General features: G+C 43.2%; 17 protein-coding genes and 1 tRNA gene. 9 read left to right on the top strand and 9 right to left on the bottom strand.

Annotated elements, in window-relative coordinates; translation table 11 throughout:
- Window positions 1-31: 31 nt before the first annotated feature.
- The 4 genes from tnpC to AY607_RS04270 all read right to left on the bottom strand — a co-directional run bounded on the left by tnpC (window position 32) and on the right by AY607_RS04270 (window position 2,804).
- Complete coding sequence (gene tnpC, locus AY607_RS04285; RefSeq protein ID WP_064101870.1) at window positions 32-1,651, bottom strand: IS66 family transposase; 1,620 nt, start codon at window positions 1,649-1,651, stop codon at window positions 32-34.
- 74 nt (window positions 1,652-1,725) lie between these two features.
- A complete protein-coding gene (gene tnpB / locus AY607_RS04280; protein ID WP_064101869.1) occupies window positions 1,726-2,061 on the bottom strand; it encodes an IS66 family insertion sequence element accessory protein TnpB in 336 nt (111 codons plus the stop codon).
- A complete protein-coding gene (gene tnpA / locus AY607_RS04275; RefSeq protein ID WP_004783683.1) occupies window positions 2,058-2,486 on the bottom strand; it encodes an IS66-like element accessory protein TnpA in 429 nt (142 codons plus the stop codon). Before tnpA ends, tnpB begins: the two co-directional genes overlap by 4 nt.
- 241 nt (window positions 2,487-2,727) lie before the next feature.
- Window positions 2,728-2,804 (bottom strand) — tRNA-Ile (locus AY607_RS04270).
- Window positions 2,805-3,603: 799 nt separating this feature from the next.
- Between AY607_RS04270 and AY607_RS04265 the strand changes: the two genes are divergently transcribed.
- Both AY607_RS04265 and AY607_RS04260 read left to right on the top strand, forming a co-directional pair.
- Entirely contained in the window at window positions 3,604-4,158 is a 555-nt protein-coding gene (locus AY607_RS04265; RefSeq protein ID WP_064096678.1) for a 1-acyl-sn-glycerol-3-phosphate acyltransferase, read from the top strand.
- A gap of 248 nt (window positions 4,159-4,406) precedes the next feature.
- Complete coding sequence (locus AY607_RS04260; RefSeq protein WP_004731522.1) at window positions 4,407-5,156, top strand: YebC/PmpR family DNA-binding transcriptional regulator; 750 nt, start codon at window positions 4,407-4,409, stop codon at window positions 5,154-5,156.
- A gap of 68 nt (window positions 5,157-5,224) precedes the next feature.
- Here the strand turns inward: AY607_RS04260 and AY607_RS04255 are convergent, their stop codons facing one another.
- Window positions 5,225-5,695 carry an Lrp/AsnC family transcriptional regulator gene (locus AY607_RS04255; protein ID WP_004645518.1) on the bottom strand — a complete coding sequence of 157 codons (471 nt, stop codon included), beginning with the start codon at window positions 5,693-5,695 and terminating at the stop codon, window positions 5,225-5,227.
- Between the two features lie 553 nt (window positions 5,696-6,248).
- Window positions 6,249-7,013, bottom strand: coding sequence for a glutathione S-transferase family protein (locus tag AY607_RS04250; protein WP_064101868.1), 765 nt, complete (start codon window positions 7,011-7,013; stop codon window positions 6,249-6,251).
- A 296-nt stretch (window positions 7,014-7,309) separates the two neighbouring features.
- Between AY607_RS04250 and ychF the strand changes: the two genes are divergently transcribed.
- The gene (gene ychF, locus AY607_RS04245; protein ID WP_064096662.1) at window positions 7,310-8,401 is read left to right on the top strand and encodes a redox-regulated ATPase YchF; all 1,092 of its coding nucleotides are present in this window, start codon (window positions 7,310-7,312) and stop codon (window positions 8,399-8,401) included.
- A 594-nt stretch (window positions 8,402-8,995) separates the two neighbouring features.
- On the opposite strand, the gene AY607_RS04240 is transcribed toward ychF, so the two are convergent.
- A complete protein-coding gene (locus AY607_RS04240) occupies window positions 8,996-9,493 on the bottom strand; it encodes a hypothetical protein (protein ID WP_064096661.1) in 498 nt (165 codons plus the stop codon).
- A gap of 102 nt (window positions 9,494-9,595) precedes the next feature.
- Between AY607_RS04240 and AY607_RS04235 the strand changes: the two genes are divergently transcribed.
- From AY607_RS04235 to dapC, 6 genes are all read left to right on the top strand, one after another.
- Window positions 9,596-10,348 carry an AzlC family ABC transporter permease gene (locus AY607_RS04235; RefSeq protein WP_064101867.1) on the top strand — a complete coding sequence of 251 codons (753 nt, stop codon included), beginning with the start codon at window positions 9,596-9,598 and terminating at the stop codon, window positions 10,346-10,348.
- Window positions 10,345-10,692 (top strand): L-valine transporter subunit YgaH, encoded by a 348-nt coding sequence (gene ygaH / locus AY607_RS04230; protein ID WP_064096659.1) that lies wholly within the window; start codon window positions 10,345-10,347, stop codon window positions 10,690-10,692. Before AY607_RS04235 ends, ygaH begins: the two co-directional genes overlap by 4 nt.
- Before the next feature lie 93 nt (window positions 10,693-10,785).
- Complete coding sequence (locus AY607_RS04225) at window positions 10,786-11,436, top strand: hypothetical protein (RefSeq protein WP_064101866.1); 651 nt, start codon at window positions 10,786-10,788, stop codon at window positions 11,434-11,436.
- Between the two features lie 91 nt (window positions 11,437-11,527).
- Window positions 11,528-12,742 carry a formate-dependent phosphoribosylglycinamide formyltransferase gene (purT, locus tag AY607_RS04220; RefSeq protein WP_171255276.1) on the top strand — a complete coding sequence of 405 codons (1,215 nt, stop codon included), beginning with the start codon at window positions 11,528-11,530 and terminating at the stop codon, window positions 12,740-12,742.
- A 26-nt stretch (window positions 12,743-12,768) separates the two neighbouring features.
- Window positions 12,769-15,435 (top strand): [protein-PII] uridylyltransferase, encoded by a 2,667-nt coding sequence (gene glnD / locus AY607_RS04215; RefSeq protein WP_064101864.1) that lies wholly within the window; start codon window positions 12,769-12,771, stop codon window positions 15,433-15,435.
- Window positions 15,436-15,457: 22 nt separating this feature from the next.
- Window positions 15,458-16,627, top strand: coding sequence for a succinyldiaminopimelate transaminase (dapC, locus tag AY607_RS04210; RefSeq protein WP_064101863.1), 1,170 nt, complete (start codon window positions 15,458-15,460; stop codon window positions 16,625-16,627).
- Window positions 16,628-16,728: 101 nt separating this feature from the next.
- Here dapC and AY607_RS04205 read toward each other — a convergent pair whose 3' ends face one another.
- Both AY607_RS04205 and msrB read right to left on the bottom strand, forming a co-directional pair.
- Entirely contained in the window at window positions 16,729-17,205 is a 477-nt protein-coding gene (locus AY607_RS04205; protein WP_064096654.1) for a glutathione peroxidase, read from the bottom strand.
- Window positions 17,202-17,621: a peptide-methionine (R)-S-oxide reductase MsrB gene (msrB, locus tag AY607_RS04200; RefSeq protein WP_064096653.1), complete on the bottom strand. Its 420-nt coding sequence runs from the start codon at window positions 17,619-17,621 to the stop codon at window positions 17,202-17,204. Before msrB ends, AY607_RS04205 begins: the two co-directional genes overlap by 4 nt.
- Between the last annotated feature and the right edge of the window lie 162 nt (window positions 17,622-17,783).

The following is a 17,783-nucleotide window of genomic DNA, read 5'->3' as shown; positions in this document are numbered from 1 at the left end:
GTAAGCGTCCGCTGAATCCCATGCCTATTTTTTAATTTTGGTCGGATTTCCAGCGGTGTGGCAGTAATTCTTCTATTTGGGTGACTTTATGCGTCGGCAGCCTTTTCAGCACATCACTTAAATAGGCATACGGATCCAGTCCATTCAGCTTTGCTGACTGGATTAAAGTCATAATATTGGCAGCTCGTTGGCCGCTGCGCAGCGAGCCAGCAAATAGCCAGTTCTTACGTCCCAACGCCCAGGGGCGCATCTGATTTTCAATCCCTTGCGCAGCAATGCTGCTCATATCTATAGGCAAATTGCCATCATCCAGATAGCGGCAGAGTGCCTGCCAACGTTTTAGGCTGTAATTGATCGCCTTGGCAGTTGGAGAACTCGATGGCACCGCCAGATAATGTTGGTTGAGCCATTCATACAGTTGTTGCATCACCGGTTGGCTATGCTGTTGCCGGTATTCGCGGCGATGTTCTGCTGTACCATCGGTCTTTTTCCTGAGTTCTGCTTCTATGGCATACAGTTTCTGAATCAGCACTAATGCCTGTTCAGCGATCTGACTTTTCCCGGTCACATGCAGTTCATGGAATTTACGACGTGCATGTGCCATGCAGCCCACCTCAATGACCTGGCCTGATTTAAAGCGTGCTTTATAACCACTGTAATCATCACAGACCAGATGACCCTGCCAGCCATTCAGGAACGCTTCAGCATGCTGACCTGAACGACTATCCTGAAAGTCATAGATCACTGCCTGAACTGGATTGTACTGTGTAGTGGCATAGGCCCAGACATAACCTTTCTTCGGTTTTTTCTCATCATCACCCATCCGCATGATGGTGACCGGCGTTTCATCGGCATGGATCACCCGCTGTTGCAGCACCACCTGTTTTAAGGCATTGGCCAGAGGTTCCAGTTCCACACCGCAGCGACCAATCCAGTCAGATAAAGTAGATCTGGACAGATCAATGCCCGCCCGCTGATAGATCAGGCGCTGACGGTACAGCGGCAAATGATCGGCATACTTCGATACCAGCACATGGCTGAGCAATTCAGGTGAAGCAATGCCTTTATCAATCACATAGGCAGGCATCGCTTGCTGAGTCAGAGTGTCGCACTGATCACAGACCCATTTGCCACGGACATGCTGTTCCTTGTAGAACTGTGCCGGTCTGAAATGCAGTTTTTCACTGATATCTTCGCCGATACGACGTAACTGGCAGCCACAACTGCATTGGGTTGATGCAGGTTCATGCTCAATACGGATGGTGTGTAGATGATCTGGCAGCAGTCGACGTTTAGGTTTGTTGACTGTGGCTTTCTGTGTCGCTGCATCAGTTTTATCTGCATTTAATCGTTCTAATTCTAGATCAACGGCTGCGATATCCTCTTCGACCGCTTCGTCCCATAGATGGATTTGTTTTGCGTTGAGATGTTCGTTTTTACTGCCGAATTTATGCTTTTTAAACAGCGCCAGTTCATGCTCGTATTTTTGATTGAGAATAGAAAGATGCTGAACTTTGGCATCCAATTGCTGGTTTGATTTTTCTAATTCTTGATTTGATTGTGCCAGAGACTGATGCTGCATCGCCAACTGCCGGGTAAATTCCAGCAGTTGTTCATGGGTCAGTTGGCTTAAATCAGGCAGCATTTTCATGACCGCAGTATGCCTGAGGTCATGACGCAGAGGAAATAGAACGTTTGGAGAATAGCACAATGTAGCAGCCTAGTTTAGAGCATTGTTACCACTTGCTGTCGTCCAATGCGCTGCCAGGGCAAACCCTGAATGAGTGCCTGTAACTGTTCTGGACTGAGAGCTACGTTTTCACCCTGGTGAACTTTGGCCCAGTGGAATTTTCCCTGTTCCAGCCGCCTGGCACACAGCCAGATGCCCAGTCCATCATGTACCAGCACTTTCATACGATGGCCACGTTTATTACAGAACAGGTAGGCGCAATGCGGTTTGATTGAGCCAAAGGCTTTTATAATCTGCGCCATGGCCGTATCCATACCCGCACGCATGTCCATGGGCTGGGTAGACAACCAGATTTCATCGATACGGATCATTTGATCAAGCCCTGAAGTAAAAGCAGTAATTCAGTTGCAGACTCCACCGGCCATTCGATTTCGATCATCTGATCCCTTACGGAACCTTGTTCATCATGTAATGGAATCCTGATATGAGCGGTAGCTTTCTTCTCTGGCACAGGTGGCGGAGGTGCTTCTTGTTTGACTGGCGTCGGGTGAAGAATGACGGGAAGGAAGTCGGTCTGTGGAATGGATGAGATTGTTAATGATGGAACCATTGATCTGGACTGACGAATCCATTTATGCAACAGATTGGCATTGATCTGATGTTGCATTGCGACCTTAGCCACCGATGTATCTGGCTGCTGGCATTGCTGAATAAGTTGATGTTTAAATTCAGCCGTGAAGGTTCGACGGGGCTTTTTTAGCGTTGGTGCAGTGTCTATAACTGTCTTTAAATCCATAAATAGGTGTCCACTTAAATTTTAGTGGACACTATCGCGGTATTAATGAGTTAGAAAAAGTGGGGCTCAGCGGACGCTTACGATTGTCCTTATAAAACTCTAGTGATTTCCATTTTGGTTTCTTTTCAGATGTTGACCTTTCAATACCAAACATGCGATTACCATTTATTTTTATTGCTTACATGGATTTTTAGAATTAAAAAAGCACTTAAGAGAATCGCTCTTAAGTGCTTGATATATTTGGTGGGCCCAGACAGACTTGAACTGTCGACCAACGGATTATGAGTCCGCTGCTCTAACCAACTGAGCTATAGGCCCTAAATGCTGAAAACTTTATTTATCAATAAGTTCAGGCGTCATGAATACTAGCTAAGATTTTTTGGAAAGACAAGTAATTTTATGACCACTTGAACATTTAGGCAGCAATTATGAGTGAGTTGTCTAAACCAGAATATCGGCTATTTAAGACTTCAGTATAAGAGCCTTCTCAGGCTTGAGAAAATAACAGGCAATTCAAAACAAATGAACCTCTGAATTTCAACCTCATCTTATCAATCTCATCCTTAAATTGATAGATTTAACGTCTTAGTATATCTATAAGGTATCAAAATTCTTTATTAGATGAACAGAGATTTAGAGAAAAAAGCATTTAGCCGAAATAGAGGAAAGCACTAGAATTCAGACTTCATTTCTTCGTCTTTACGCAAATCCTGTTTGATTTCGATTAAAGACCATACAATTATGAGTGCCAAAATCAGCATAGACACTATAAAGGCTGCAATGTAAGTCATACTTTTCAATCTCAGCGTAGAAAGAATACGAAAATAGAAAAGACCTGTATAGGGTCTCTTCTTCGACAAAAGTCTAATAATTAAAATGTGTTCTGAATAGTCATTTTTTCACCATTTTAAGACTTTTTTTATATTCAGTAATACTCATAAAATATTAGTGTGATTTTTCTTATATATTTTAACTCTTAATTTTTAATTTAAAAAAAATGAATAAATCATAGATTTTTACATTATTCACCGATTTTATTGGAAAGCCTATTGACTGTATCATCGAACAAGATGAAATTATGCAGTTCTCTTCATACGGTTTTTACTTCTCTGTACTTATGCTAAATAAATTCCTTGGCGAATCTGCATTTAAACTTGCAGGTTGGCAATATCATGTCGAACCAGATGTGCTTGAAGACAAACAGGTCATTATTGGATTTGAACATACTTCAATGATGGATGCTGTGTTGTCAATTGCACTGTTCCAGATTTATGACCTCAAAATTCACACCCTAATTAAAAAAGAATTATTTAAAGGTCCATTCAAACCGCTATTAAAAGCTGTAGGGGGTATTCCAGTTGACCGCAAGGCCAATAAAGATATCGTGACCCAGATGGTGGAACATTTTCAGAACAATGAAAAGTTTAATCTGGTGATTGCACCAGAAGCAACACGGGCCAAACAGGGTGAAGCGCGCAAACCGATTCGCACCGGTTTCTGGCATATTGCCAAGGCTGCCAATGTACCGATCGTGCTGTTATATGCCAACTCCAAAACTAAGCAAGGTGGCATTCTGGGCAAGATCTATCCAACAGACCTTGCGCATGACCTGGCTTTGATCAAGCAACTTTATAAAGACAAAGTTGGTCTGGATATCGTTATTCCTGAATAAGCTTTTTAAAAGAAAAGTACGGGCATAAACAGCAATTTTGCTGTTATGCCTTGGTCATCTGTCTATATAAATGCATAAATAGAATTATAAATCCCCTTATCCTCTTTAGAATATTTTTCTCGATATTGCACTTTTTTTGTTTTTATCCTGAAATCTCAAATCCAGGCACTTTTTTTTAAAAAAACGCTTATGGTAGAATTTCGGCATTCTGATAGGCATACAGCCAATCTACAAGGAGCATAGTTCGCATGGCGGGTCATTCCAAGTGGGCCAATATTAAGCATCGCAAAGCAAAACAAGATGCGAGTCGTGGTAAAGTTTTTACCAAATACATTCGTGAATTAACCACTGCTGCAAAGCTTGGTGGTCCAGATACTGCAAGCAACCCTCGTCTACGTGCTGTGGTTGAAAAAGCATTATCAGTGAATATGACACGTGACGTGATCAACCGTGCCATTCAACGTGGTGCTGGTGGCGAAGATAACGACGACCTGAAAGAAGTGACCTACGAAGGTTATGGTGTAGGTGGTGTTGCGGTTATTGTTGAAACCATGACTGACAACTTGAACCGTACCGTACCTGACGTACGTCATTGCTTCTCTAAAACTGACGGTAACCTAGGCACCAACGGCTCGGTTGCCTTCCTGTTCACTAAACGTGGCGAGATCACTTTTGAAGATGTGTCTTTGGAAGATCAAATCATGGAAGTGGCATTAGAAGCAGGTGCTGAAGATATTGAAGTCACTGAAGATGAAATTCTGGTCATTACCACACCTGAAGCTTTCGGTGATGTTCAAGATGCTCTAACTGCTGCAGGTTTAAAATCCGATAACGCTGAAGTGGTGATGAGCCCTTCAACCAAAGCAGAAATCACAGACATCGATCAAGCGAAAAAAATCATGAAAATGATTGATATGCTTGAAGACTTGGATGATGTCCAGAACGTATATACCAACGTTGAATTCTCAGATGCCGTTTTAGCAGAACTGGATGCTTAACTATCACTGATTCAAAAAACGCACCCCTGGGTGCGTTTTTTATTGCTATCTGCCATGCTCATCTGGGATTAAACCTTATTGAGTAATCCGCTACAGTTAAAAACATTATATTCTTTAATGACAAAGCTCGAATGCAGCGCAACCACATGTTCAATTTTCCCAATCCGTTTGAGCAGGATTTCACTATAATTTTCCATATCACGTGCCACCACTTCGACAATAAAATCTGCCGACTGACCAGTGACCAAAAAGGCATTAATCACTTCAGGAATACTTTCCAGCTCTTCCAGAAATTTGGCAAAAGTGTCGCTATCATGTTTGCTTAAAGATACCTGTAACAGTACATGCAGGCTGAAACCCAATTTCTGGTAATTGATTTCACGCTTTAAGCCACTAATAATATTATGATCTATTAAGTGTTTGATCCTGCGATGCACCGAACTGACAGATAAATTTACCCGCTCGGACAGCTCATTCAAATTGACATCTTCATGCGTCAATATTTCCAGAATATGTTTATCGAAACGATCCAGTTCCATTTTTGTACTCTATATATCAATAAACAGTAAATGCAGAAATTTTTGCACTTTCTCTGTTATACAACAATTATTTATTTTTCACAAAAATTTAATATTCTGAAAATATTTTTCAAATTGTAGACGCTATTATAATAGCTTCGCAGATCCTACTATCATTCGCCTGACTCAACTGGCATCTTTCAAGCATATGAAAATAGATTCACACAAAGAGGCTTAAAATAGATAATCATCTAAATTTTTCAGCGATTTAAGATTATCAATACAATCGATAATTATAATTTCGGTGGTTATTGTCAATGTGGCTATTATCGATTGAGTTGGCGGATGGGCAGGTGAAAAATCATGCGTGGTTTTGCTATCTGTGGCAATCTGGATATGCGAGCATGATCGAAGGGATTTTCACTATTTTAAATGACTTTGACTGGGTAAATCTTATCTGGCTTTAATTCTGTTTGCTTCCTGAGAAATTTTCTCAGAATAATCCTTTCAATTAATCATCGCCTTAAAAAGCACATTTCATGCGCATTTTTAAATTTTGAAAGTAGCATTAAACCTATACACCACGCCAGTCTACCCGTGCATTACGTTCAGCTCGGTAAGTACGGCAAATATATTCACCTAGTGGCAGCTGATTCAAGTACTGCTGATAGTCACGATATTCTTCAGACAAGCTTTCAAAATTCTCCTTTTCCCACGGTGTACCTGGAATCGCCAAAAGCGGTGCCAACATGGAACAAACCGCAATATCTGCCAGACCTAAACGATTTCCGACAAAATAGTGCCCACCTTGACTGACCAGCATCTGGTTCAGTTGCTGTACAGCCACCTCAATATGCTGTTTGGATTCTGCTACGGTTTTTTCATTCAAGGCATAACCCTTGGCGACCATTGCTTTCAATAAAGGTTTGGAAAATTTTTCAAACTGGCGCAGATAGCCCTGCTCCCCAATTAAGATATCCAGAGACTCATGATCAGAAGTCAGCGCTTGAGAGAGCATCCAGCGGCGGACATGACGGCCTAATTCCAGCGTAATTTCATTAATTTCTAAAGCTTTATTTCGAAAATGTCCTTCTGCATACAATAAGCGGTGCTCTGGATAAGTATCATCCAGATATAAAGCAATCTGGGTGGAATCTGCGACCCAGCGGTCCTGATCGCGCAAAATAGGCAGACGATTCTGACCGGTTTTCAAGCGGGCAAAAGCGCGATGTACTCCGGGAATCAGATTGTGAGCAACATAATTCAGCTCTTTATGGTCCAGCATCCAACGTGCTTTTTCGCAAAAGTGAGATAACGGAAACTGGTATAAAGTTCGCATGTATACTCCATGTTTATGATTATTGGATTAGGGCATATGTAAGCCACTGTTTTATTCAGATACTTTAGTCACTCAATTTTAGAAAAACAATGTGATTTTTATTCAAAAGTAAAATACTGGGTGATTATATCTCCATATTTAACGGACTCATGACAAATTCTGCTAAGCCTGACAGCCCATATCAGGCAGCCAGAAGTATTTGATTGCAATAAACCGCAAGCGCATGACCTGACTTTAGCCGTGCTTTCATGTAAAATCGGGGGCAATTTTTATATAACGCTTTTGTGAGTTATTTCATGGGTTTTAATTGCGGTATTGTCGGCTTGCCGAACGTTGGTAAATCTACACTTTTCAATGCCTTAACCAAAGCTGCTATTGCTGCAGAAAACTTCCCTTTCTGTACGATCGAACCAAACACCGGGATTGTGCCTGTTCCTGATCCACGTTTAGACAAATTGGCAGAAATTGTTAAACCGCAACGTATTATTCCAACTACTATGGAATTTGTAGATATCGCAGGTCTGGTCGCAGGCGCATCTAAAGGCGAAGGCTTAGGCAACCAGTTCCTGGCAAACATTCGCGAAACTGATGCGATTGCTCATGTTGTGCGCTGTTTTGAAGATGAAAACGTCATTCATGTGAATGGTCGTATTGATCCACTAGATGACATCGCAACGATCAATACCGAACTTGCGCTTGCAGACCTAGACACTGTTGAGAAAGCTGTAACCCGTTTAACCAAATCTGCCAAGGGTGGTGACAAAGAAGCGATTGCCACTAAAGCAGTGCTGGAAAAGATCCTGCCTTTACTGAATGAAGGTAAACCGGCACGCGCAGCGAATTTGGATGATGACGAACGCAAGCTGGTACGTGGTTTTGGTTTAATGACGCTTAAACCAACCATGTATATTGCCAATGTTGCTGAAGACGGTTTTGAAAACAACCCGCATTTAGATGCAGTAAGAAAATTAGCTGCTGAAGAAAATGCGATTGTAGTTCCACTTTGCAACCAGATTGAAGCTGAAATTTCATTGCTTGAAGATGAAGACCGTGCTGAATTCCTGGAAGCGATGGGTATGGAAGAGCCGGGTTTAAACGTGGTCATTCGTGCAGGTTATTCACTGCTTGGCCTACAAACTTATTTCACCGCTGGCGTGCAAGAAGTTCGCGCCTGGACCGTGAAAGTTGGCGCAACTGCACCACAGGCAGCTGGTGTGATTCATACCGACTTTGAAAAAGGCTTTATCCGTGCAGAATGTATCGCTTATGATGATTTCGTGCAGTACAACGGCGAAGCTGGAGCGAAAGAAGCCGGTAAATGGCGTCTAGAAGGTAAAACTTACATCGTTCAGGATGGTGACGTTTTACACTTCCGTTTTAACGTTTAAGTATTTACTGTTTAAAAAAGCCCTTTCTTGGGGCTTTTTTATTGCTTTTAAAAGAGGGGACATACATATAACCACCTTGCTGTCAGCGCACAATATCAACACGCATTAACAATAATAATTATTCGCATATATAAAGGTTTAATTAAAGCGTATCTTAAATCTTATGAAAATTAACCCAGCTTTATTTTACGCAAAGAAACCTGACGATGAGCTATCTCCCGCCTGCATTGCCTTATGATGCCTATAAATGTGCTAGAACTTCATATCAATAGCAAGACCATGGCAATTTATTATTTATTATAAGTAAGCCTCATCAAACTTCTATCAATAATATCCATGCAGGTACAGCAGGCACAAAATGAGAAGCAGTAAATTATCGTTATCTGAAAGCGTTGAACATACTTTAAATCTTTGAGGAGATCGGCCATGTTTACACGCACGCTGATACAATACATGATTGGCAGCACACTCCTGATCTGTGATGTATTCGGCTTTTATTAGAACAAGTGTGGATGCCCTATTTTTAGAGTTTATTTTGCTAAAAAGCCAGGCTGAATGACTGGCTTTTTTGGGCAAATTTGAACAAATAGGGATTTATTGCATATTGGCAATCGCTGTACCCTTCTGTTTAGGATCAGTATTTCCCAGTGCAGGATTGGCAATCGCATTCTGGCATTGCAATTTATCCCGTTCATAATCTGCCTGCTTTTGTGACAGGCCATTACCATTTTCGATGATAGTGCGCGCCCAGATATCCAGACTGGTCAAGGCTTTACGGCACAGGGCATATTTCCCTTCAGTTACCGAATCTGTCATTTTGACATTAATGCGCCACTCTGTACTCAGTTTACGTACCGGTTGACGTACCTGACTTTCCAGCTGATCCACTTCTTTATGATAAACCAGTGGGTCCACTTCATTGATCAGCTGCCAGGCAGCCTTGGCATAAGTCGTCGCATCATTGCTCAGTTTAGGTGCCGGTTTAATTTCTGGCTTTTCAGTCGATTGACTGTCATTCCCACACGCTTGTAATAACATTGCCGTGCCTATTAAAGCAGCAGTCAGCATTGTGCGTGTCTTGAACATCCACATATCAGGCTCGCCAATTTAAACATTTCGGCCTATGCTATTAAATTCACGTAGAATACACAATCTCCATTTGACCCATCGTTCCACTCTTCTTCAAGGTGTGTCGTGTCTGAACCGAATCAACTCACTACCCAACCTGCTGGCTTCTGGCAAGGTGCAAAAGACAGCCAAGCAATTATCTTCACTTATTTACCAGTGTCGTTTGCGTTTGGTGTTTCAGCCACCCAGTTTGGCTTTACCGCCTGGGAAGCCTTGTTCCTGTCCTGCTCGATGTATGCAGGTGCCAGCCAGTTTTTGGTGGTCGCTCTCTTAGGCAGTGGAACATCTATCTGGATGACGGCATTAACGGTGATAGCTTTAGATATTCGCCATCTGCTTTATGGGCCGGCGCTGCAAAACCTGATTCAAGACCGGCTCAATTTAAAGAAAACAGCAATCTGGTCTTGGGGTCTGACCGATGAAGTCTTTGCCTCTGGCATGATCAAGCTCTCGCAACGGCGTCAAGAGTGGTCGGAATCATGGATGCTGGGTTTAAGCCTGTTTAGCTGGATGTCCTGGGCTCTCGGATCTTTCCTCGGTGGCTTATTTGCCGATCAGGTCAGCAACTTGCCACAGTTCTTGCAGGCTGCACTAGACTTCCTGTTACCTGCACTATTCCTGAGTTTCTTGTTGGCAGCCTTTGAAAAGAAACATACTTTTGTAGTAGCCGTCACAATTCTGGTGTCTGCGATTGCCTGTTACTTTATCGACTTGTCTGCCGCGATTTTTATCGGGATTAGTTCGGGTATTTTTGCCGGCCTGTTCAAGCACTATATTCTAAAACAGCCAGATCCTGAACACGCAGGAGATCAAGCATGAATCTAGAGATTATTCTGGTGGGAATTATCGTCGGCATTGCCAATTTCGCTTCCCGTTTCGGACCTTTTTTTGTGATTCAGAAATTTCAGCAAGGTTCGCAAAAACGTGGAGCATTGTGGCTAAAAATTGCTTTGGGCTCAATTGGTATTGCTGCGATCAGCTCCATGCTGGTGGTTGCTACCCTGCCACCTTTATTAGAAACACCGAATAAAAGTTTTGCGATGCTGGTCGGCTTTATTGTGCTCACGGTTTTGTACTTCAAGTTTAAACGGATCGTGATGGCGACCCTAACCGCAGCGCTGACCTATGGTCTGGTTTATACTTATGTCCCCATGCCTTTTTAGGCCTTAAACAATTGATCAATCAAGACAAAGGCTTATGCAAACTCATAGCATAGGTCTTTTTTTATATAACAATAAAAACAAGGAAGGATGCGCATGTTTGAAGTCAAACAGGTGATTGAAGGCAAAATCTTTATTCATCATCAGCGCGATGAAATGTTAACCGTGTTTCATCGATATGAATTACCGAGACAGTATTTTGAATGTTTTATCAATGCTCAAAATTTTACCGGACATTTTGTTAACGTGCACTGCCAACCTGCTGATGAAGTCCGTGTTGTTTACATACAGAAAAATGGCCAAAATAAAATCATAGCCATGTGGAATCACACTCAGCAAGTTTTACATTTGTATCCCAGCACCATCATTTTTAGTCGATGGAGCTGGATGCATCGGGTCATTCCTAATTTAATCAAAACTATAGCTATTTCCCTGATTTTGCTGACGGGCTTTTTCTTTCTGGTTAGCGCAAGTTTTGAACGTGCCGTGCGGGATGCAACCCTCTTTAGCTTCTGGGGTTTATTGTTAGCATCGATTTTGGTCGGATTACCAATGTTGATATTTTACCGTCATCGGCAAGCACAAACCCAGGAACTGCTACACCTATTCCCTCTAAGCTCAGCGCATCTTCTGGACATGGAAAAATTAAATCCACCAAGCCGGATTTATCCTTTAGCAAAACCAGTTGAGTCACTCACCAATACCTCAATTTCAAGCCCGGATAATATTAGAAAACTTTATAAATAAAATTGTTAGGCAATATCACAATTTTATATGAATCTTGGCTTAACTGCCGGCTCAGTTCTGCTATGCTAAAAGTCCATAAAATCAAGCATGGATGACACACATGAGCGTGACTATTGGTACTCCACTTCAATCTTCTGCCTACAAAGTTCTATTATTGGGTTCTGGTGAACTAGGCAAGGAAGTGGTGATTTCCCTGCAACGTCTTGGAGTCGAAATTCATGCTGCTGACCGTTATGATCATGCCCCTGCCATGCAGGTTGCGCATTATTCCTATACCTTGAATATGGCAGATGCCGGTGAATTAAAACAACTCATCAATCAAATCCAGCCACATTTAATCGTGCCTGAAATTGAAGCGATTGCAACCGAAGTTCTGCTTGAGATTGAAGCCGAGAACATTGCTACGGTCATTCCTTCTGCCAAAGCCGTCAATCTGACCATGAACCGTGAAGGTATTCGTCGTCTGGCTGCAGAAGAACTTGGTCTGCCCACTTCAGATTACCGTTTTGCCGACAGTTTAGAGTCTTTCCGTGCAGCCTGCGACGATGTCGGCTATCCAAATTTTGTGAAACCAGTGATGTCATCTTCAGGTAAAGGCCAGTCTCGTGTCACCTGCTTTGATGAAGTCGATGCGGCTTGGGAATATGCACAAACTGGAGGTCGGGTCAATCAGGGCACCGTCATTGTAGAATCACAGATTGACTTTGACTTTGAAATTACCTTATTGACTGTTCGTGCCAAAAATCCGGCAACTGGCGAAATCGAAACGTCTTACTGCGATCCAATCGGACATCGTCAGGACTCGGGCGACTATGTGGAAAGCTGGCAGCCTCAGCCGATGACTCCGGCAGCGCTGCAAGAATCCAAACGTATTGCCAATAAGGTTACTACAGCACTCGGTGGTTGCGGAATTTTTGGTGTGGAACTCTTTGTAAAAGGTGACAAGGTATGGTTTAGTGAGGTTTCCCCTCGTCCGCACGATACCGGACTGGTGACTTTAGCTTCACAATTCCAAAGTGAATTTGAGCTGCATGCACGTGCTATCTTAGGCTTGCCGGTGAATACTGCACGACATAGTATAGCTGCCAGCGCGGTGATTTATGCCGGAGTCGATGGACGCAATCTTTCCTTTTCTGGTCTGGATCTTGCTTTAGCAGACGGCAACACTGATTTGCGCCTGTTTGGCAAACCGGAAGGCTTTAAACGTCGCCGCATGGGTGTCGCCACTGCACGTGCAGAAACTATCGAACAGGCACGTGAACTGGCACTACAGGCAGCAAACCAAGTTAGTGTCAACCAGAACTAAACTGAAATACCAACGGACGACTGTACATGATCAACACCCATCCACTGCTGAATTACGCTAAAAGCAACCATGACATTAAAGCTATCAATCAATGGCGCAGTGATGTCGAAAATCAGCTTCAGGAAAGTTTTGAAAATGGCCAGTCGATTCGGGATATTATTCTGGCGCGCTCCAATCTGATCGATGAAGCCCTGCAGTTTCTCTGGCAGCATGCTGAACTGGATCAAACCGATTTGGCCCTGTTTGCTGTTGGGGGCTATGGTCGCCGTGAAATGCTGCCTTATTCTGATGTCGATATCATGATCTTGTCAGAAGATGACATTAGCCCAGAACAGGAACAGCTGATTTCTATATTTATTTCATCGCTATGGGATGTTGGGAATTTCAAACCGGGTATCAGTGTCCGTACCATCAATGAATGTGTCAATCAGGCCAGTAGTGACTTGAGTGTAGCTACCACCCTCATCGAAGCACGCCTGATAACTGGCAATGAAAATCTTTGCAAATGGCCACGTCGCATCGTGTCACGTACATGGACCGACAAAACCTTTTTTGATGCCAAGATGGATGAGCAGCACAAGCGTTATGCTCAGCACAACAATACTGAAAGCAATCTGGAACCGGATATTAAAAATGCGCCAGGCGGTATCCGTGACATTAACCAGATTGGCTGGATTGCCAAACGGCATTTCCGCGTCAACCGGATTTATGATCTGGTACATCTCGGTTTTATTTCAGAATTTGAACTCGGTGTGCTTGAGGAAGCAGAAAGTTTCCTCTGGGAAATCCGCCATCATCTGCACCGCTTGACCAAGCGCGATGAAAACCGCTTATTATTTGATTATCAACGTGATATTGCAGCCAAGTTCGGCTATGTGCGTGAAGAAGACCATCACCCAAATTATCCTATCGAACAGTTCATGAAGCGTTATTATCGCACTGCACAGCAGGTATCGACGCTGAACGAAATGTTGCTGGCTTATTTCAACGAATCGGTGATTACCCCGCGTTTGCCGCAATATGAACGCCAGATTGAAGAAATTAATGAAAATTTCAAACTGGTCGATGGCAAACTGGCTGTCCAGCATCACAAGATTTTCTCAGAAAATCCAAGCGCAATTCTGGAAATTTTCTATCTGTTGGCCAATCGTCCCGAGATCGAAGGCATACGTGCGCGTACCTTACGCCTGCTAACGTTGGCTGGAAAACGTATTGATCAGGATTTTCGTGATAATCCAGTGCATCAAGCGCTGTTCATGGCAATTATCCGCTCACCGCATCGGCTGTACGACACCATGGTCGCCATGAAGCGTTACGGTGTGCTCGGAAATTATATTCCGGCCTTTGGTCAGATTATGGGGCTGATGCAATATGATCTGTTCCACATCTATACGGTCGATGCGCATACTTTATTGTTGCTACGTAATTTAAACCGCTTTAAAGAACCTGAATTTGCCAAAGAATTCACGGTGGTCAGTTCAGTATTCCAGCGTCTGACCCGTCGTGACATCGTCTATCTGGCAGCAATTTTTCATGATATTGCCAAAGGTCGCGGTGGTGATCACAGTGAACTCGGCGCCAGCGATGCGATCAAGTTCTGCCGTAGTCACGGCTTTACCGAACGCGAAAGTAACCTGGTGGCCTGGCTGATCCAGAATCATCTGGTAATGTCTGTCACCGCCCAGAAAAAAGATATTTCCGATCCGGATGTGGTCAAGGAGTTCGCCGAAAAAATGGGCGACATGGAGCATCTGGATTATTTATACACCCTGACGGTAGCCGATATTAATGCCACCAATCCGAAGCTGTGGAATACCTGGCGCGCCTCGTTAATGCGTCAACTATATACTCAAGCACGTGACGTAATCCGTTCTGGTCTGGGCCGTCCGGTTGATTATCAAATGCTGATTGAAGATACCAAATTTGCAGCCAGTGAACTTCTGGTTCAGGACTTCTCACTGGATGAGGTCGAAAAAGTCTGGCAGGAACTTGGTGATGACTATTTCCTCAAAGAAACAGCAGATGAAATTGCCTGGCATACCCGTGCCATTTTACAGCACGGCGACAATCCTGCCCCGCTGGTGCTGATGCGGGCACATCGTAATTACGCCCAGGATGCGGTACAGATCTTCATTTATACGCAGGATCAACCCAACCTGTTTGCCACCACGGTGGCTATTCTGGATCGTATGAACCTGGATGTACAAGACGCACGGATTATTACTGCCACCAAAGCCTTCAGTCTGGACACCTATGTAGTACTCGACCGTTTTGGTACCTTATTGACCGATCCAGAACGCGAAGCCACAGTCATTGAAGCCCTAAAAGATGCCTTAAGTCATTCAGATGAATATCCGGGCTTGATGCAGCGCCGGATCCCACGTCAATTACGTCATTTCGATATTGAAAATACAGTCGATATCAGTATCAATCCTGCCTTGAATCAAAATATGGTTGAAATTGCCACCCTCGATCACCCTGGTTTACTTGCCAAAATCGGTGGTTTATTTATGATGCAAGGCCTGGATATCCACTCTGCCAAAATTGCCACACTTGGCGAACGTGCCGAAGATATATTCTTTGTCACCAAAAAGAATGGTATACCAATGACCCCAACGGAGTCTCAGGAATTTGCAGCTGCGCTCAAAGCTGCCCTGGATGAGGCTTCACATCAGGTCAGCGGCCAACACTAACATTTTGCTCGGTAACACATTCATGAACTCTAGCTTGTCTCTACTGCATCCTTATCCGTTTGAAAAGTTAAATCAGCTTTTTGCGGATATCCAGCCTGCTAATATGCCATTAATTCCCCTGTCGATTGGCGAACCAAAGCATCCTGCACCGGAGTTTGTGAAACAAGCCATTATTGATAATTTCAAGCATTTGTCGACGTATCCAAACAGCAAAGGCTTGCCGGAGCTACGTGAAAGTATCGCCCAATGGCTGACGCGCCGTTTTCAGCTAAATAGCATCAGTGCAGACAGCAATATCCTGCCTGTTTCCGGTACGCGTGAAGCGATTTTCTCGTTTGTACAGGCTTTGGTGAATCGTGAAGAGGCACCTTATGTGGTCATGCCGAATCCGTTTTACCAGATTTATGAAGGTGCAACACTGCTCGCAGGTGCCAAACCTTATTTCATCAACTGTACTGAGGAGAACAATTACCTTGGTGATTTTGATGCTGTTCCGGCAGAAGTCTGGGAAAAGACCGCACTATTATTTGTCTGTACCCCGGGCAATCCAACCGGTGCAGTGCTGTCGAAAGAACAGTTTAAAAAACTGATTGCCCTGTCGGATCAATACAACTTTGTGATTGCTTCAGACGAATGCTATTCGGAACTGTGGTTTGATCAGGCACCTGTAGGTTTACTGGAAGTTTGTGCTGAAATCGGTCGGGATAACTATAAAAACTGTGTGGTGTTCCATTCACTGTCTAAACGTTCTAACCTCCCGGGCATGCGTTCAGGTTTTGTTGCTGGTGACGCGAATCTGTTAAAACCTTATTTGCAATATCGTACTTACCACGGCGCGGCGATGCCGGTTCAACATCAACTGGCGTCGATTGCTGCCTGGGATGATGAAGCGCATGTGGAAGAAAACCGGGTGCAATACCGGGCCAAGTTTGATTTATTTCAACAGGAACTCGGACATTTATTGCCATTGAAAAAGCCAGATGCCGGCTTCTACTACTGGTTAAAAGTCGACAACGATGAAGCCTTTGCTAAACGCCTGATGGAAGAAGCACATATTAAAGTTCTTCCGGGTCGCTATTTATCCCGCGATACCGAACAGGGCAATCCGGGTGAAAATCATGTACGTCTAGCACTCGTAGCCGATCTGGCGCAATGTGAAGAGGTTATTCGACGGCTGAAAGCTATCCTCTAAGTTTTGATCAAAACTAAAAAACCCACTGGTTTAAAGTGGGTTTTTAATTGAAATCAGATGAGTTCTATTTTTATCTCATACTGAGAAAATGATGCTAATCATTACAATACTTTGGCAATTTCATCTTCAAGATCTTCAGGCTTGGTGGTCGGAGCAAAACGGTTCAATACCTTGCCATCACGTCCGATCAGGAACTTGGTAAAATTCCATTTAATCCCATTGCCTAAAATACCTTTGGAATTATTGGTCAAATAGCGAAAAATAGCATGTGCCTCAGGGCCTTTGACGTCCACCTTGGAAAACATCGGGAAAGATACCCCGTAATTTTTCTGGCAAAATTCACCAATCTGTTCATTAGAACCTGGATCTTGACCACCAAACTGGTTACATGGAAAGCCTAAAATTTCCAGACCTTGATCTTTATATTTTTCGTAGAGTTTTTCCAATCCTGAAAACTGGGGGGTAAAACCACACTTACTCGCTGTATTGACAATCAAAAGTACCTTGCCTTCATAATCCGCAAGCGCCTTGCTTTTGCCATTTAACAATTCAGCTTCAAACTGATAAATGTTAGTCATGGATAGGTTTCCTCATCATTTTTTTCTTGTGTTTCTAGATCTAGAGAAGCCGAGTTGACACAATAACGTAAGCCTGTCGGTTCCGGACCATCCGGAAAAACATGCCCTAAATGTGCGTCACAATGATGACAAACAATTTCGGTTCTGACCATTCCATGTGAAGTATCAGGTAATTCTTCTACTACTGAATTGCTGATAGGACGGTAGAAGCTTGGCCAGCCACAGCCGCTGTCATACTTGGTCTCTGATGAGAACAGCGGGGTGCCACAGCAACGGCAAACATAGGTTCCATCTTGCTTAGTATTCCAGTATTTTCCAGTAAATGCCGGCTCTGTGCCTTTCTCGCGGGTAATGCGAAATTCCTCAGGTGATAACTCTCTTTGCCACTCACGGTCTGTTTTATTGAGTTTTCCCATGCTTACGCACCTTTTTATCTTGCTATTTAAAATAGGATAATCCTATATTTACGTGATTCATTTTAAAAATTCTAGTCTTTATTCAATATTTTACAAAAGATAATAATGCCCATAAAAGCAAAAAGTAAGCAAATGCAAAATATATAAGTAAGCAATTTATGT

Origin of the sequence: Acinetobacter sp. SFA (genome assembly GCF_001647535.1) — a bacterium.
Lineage (GTDB): Bacteria > Pseudomonadota > Gammaproteobacteria > Pseudomonadales > Moraxellaceae > Acinetobacter > Acinetobacter pecorum.
This window is presented reverse-complemented; position numbering and strand designations above follow the sequence as displayed.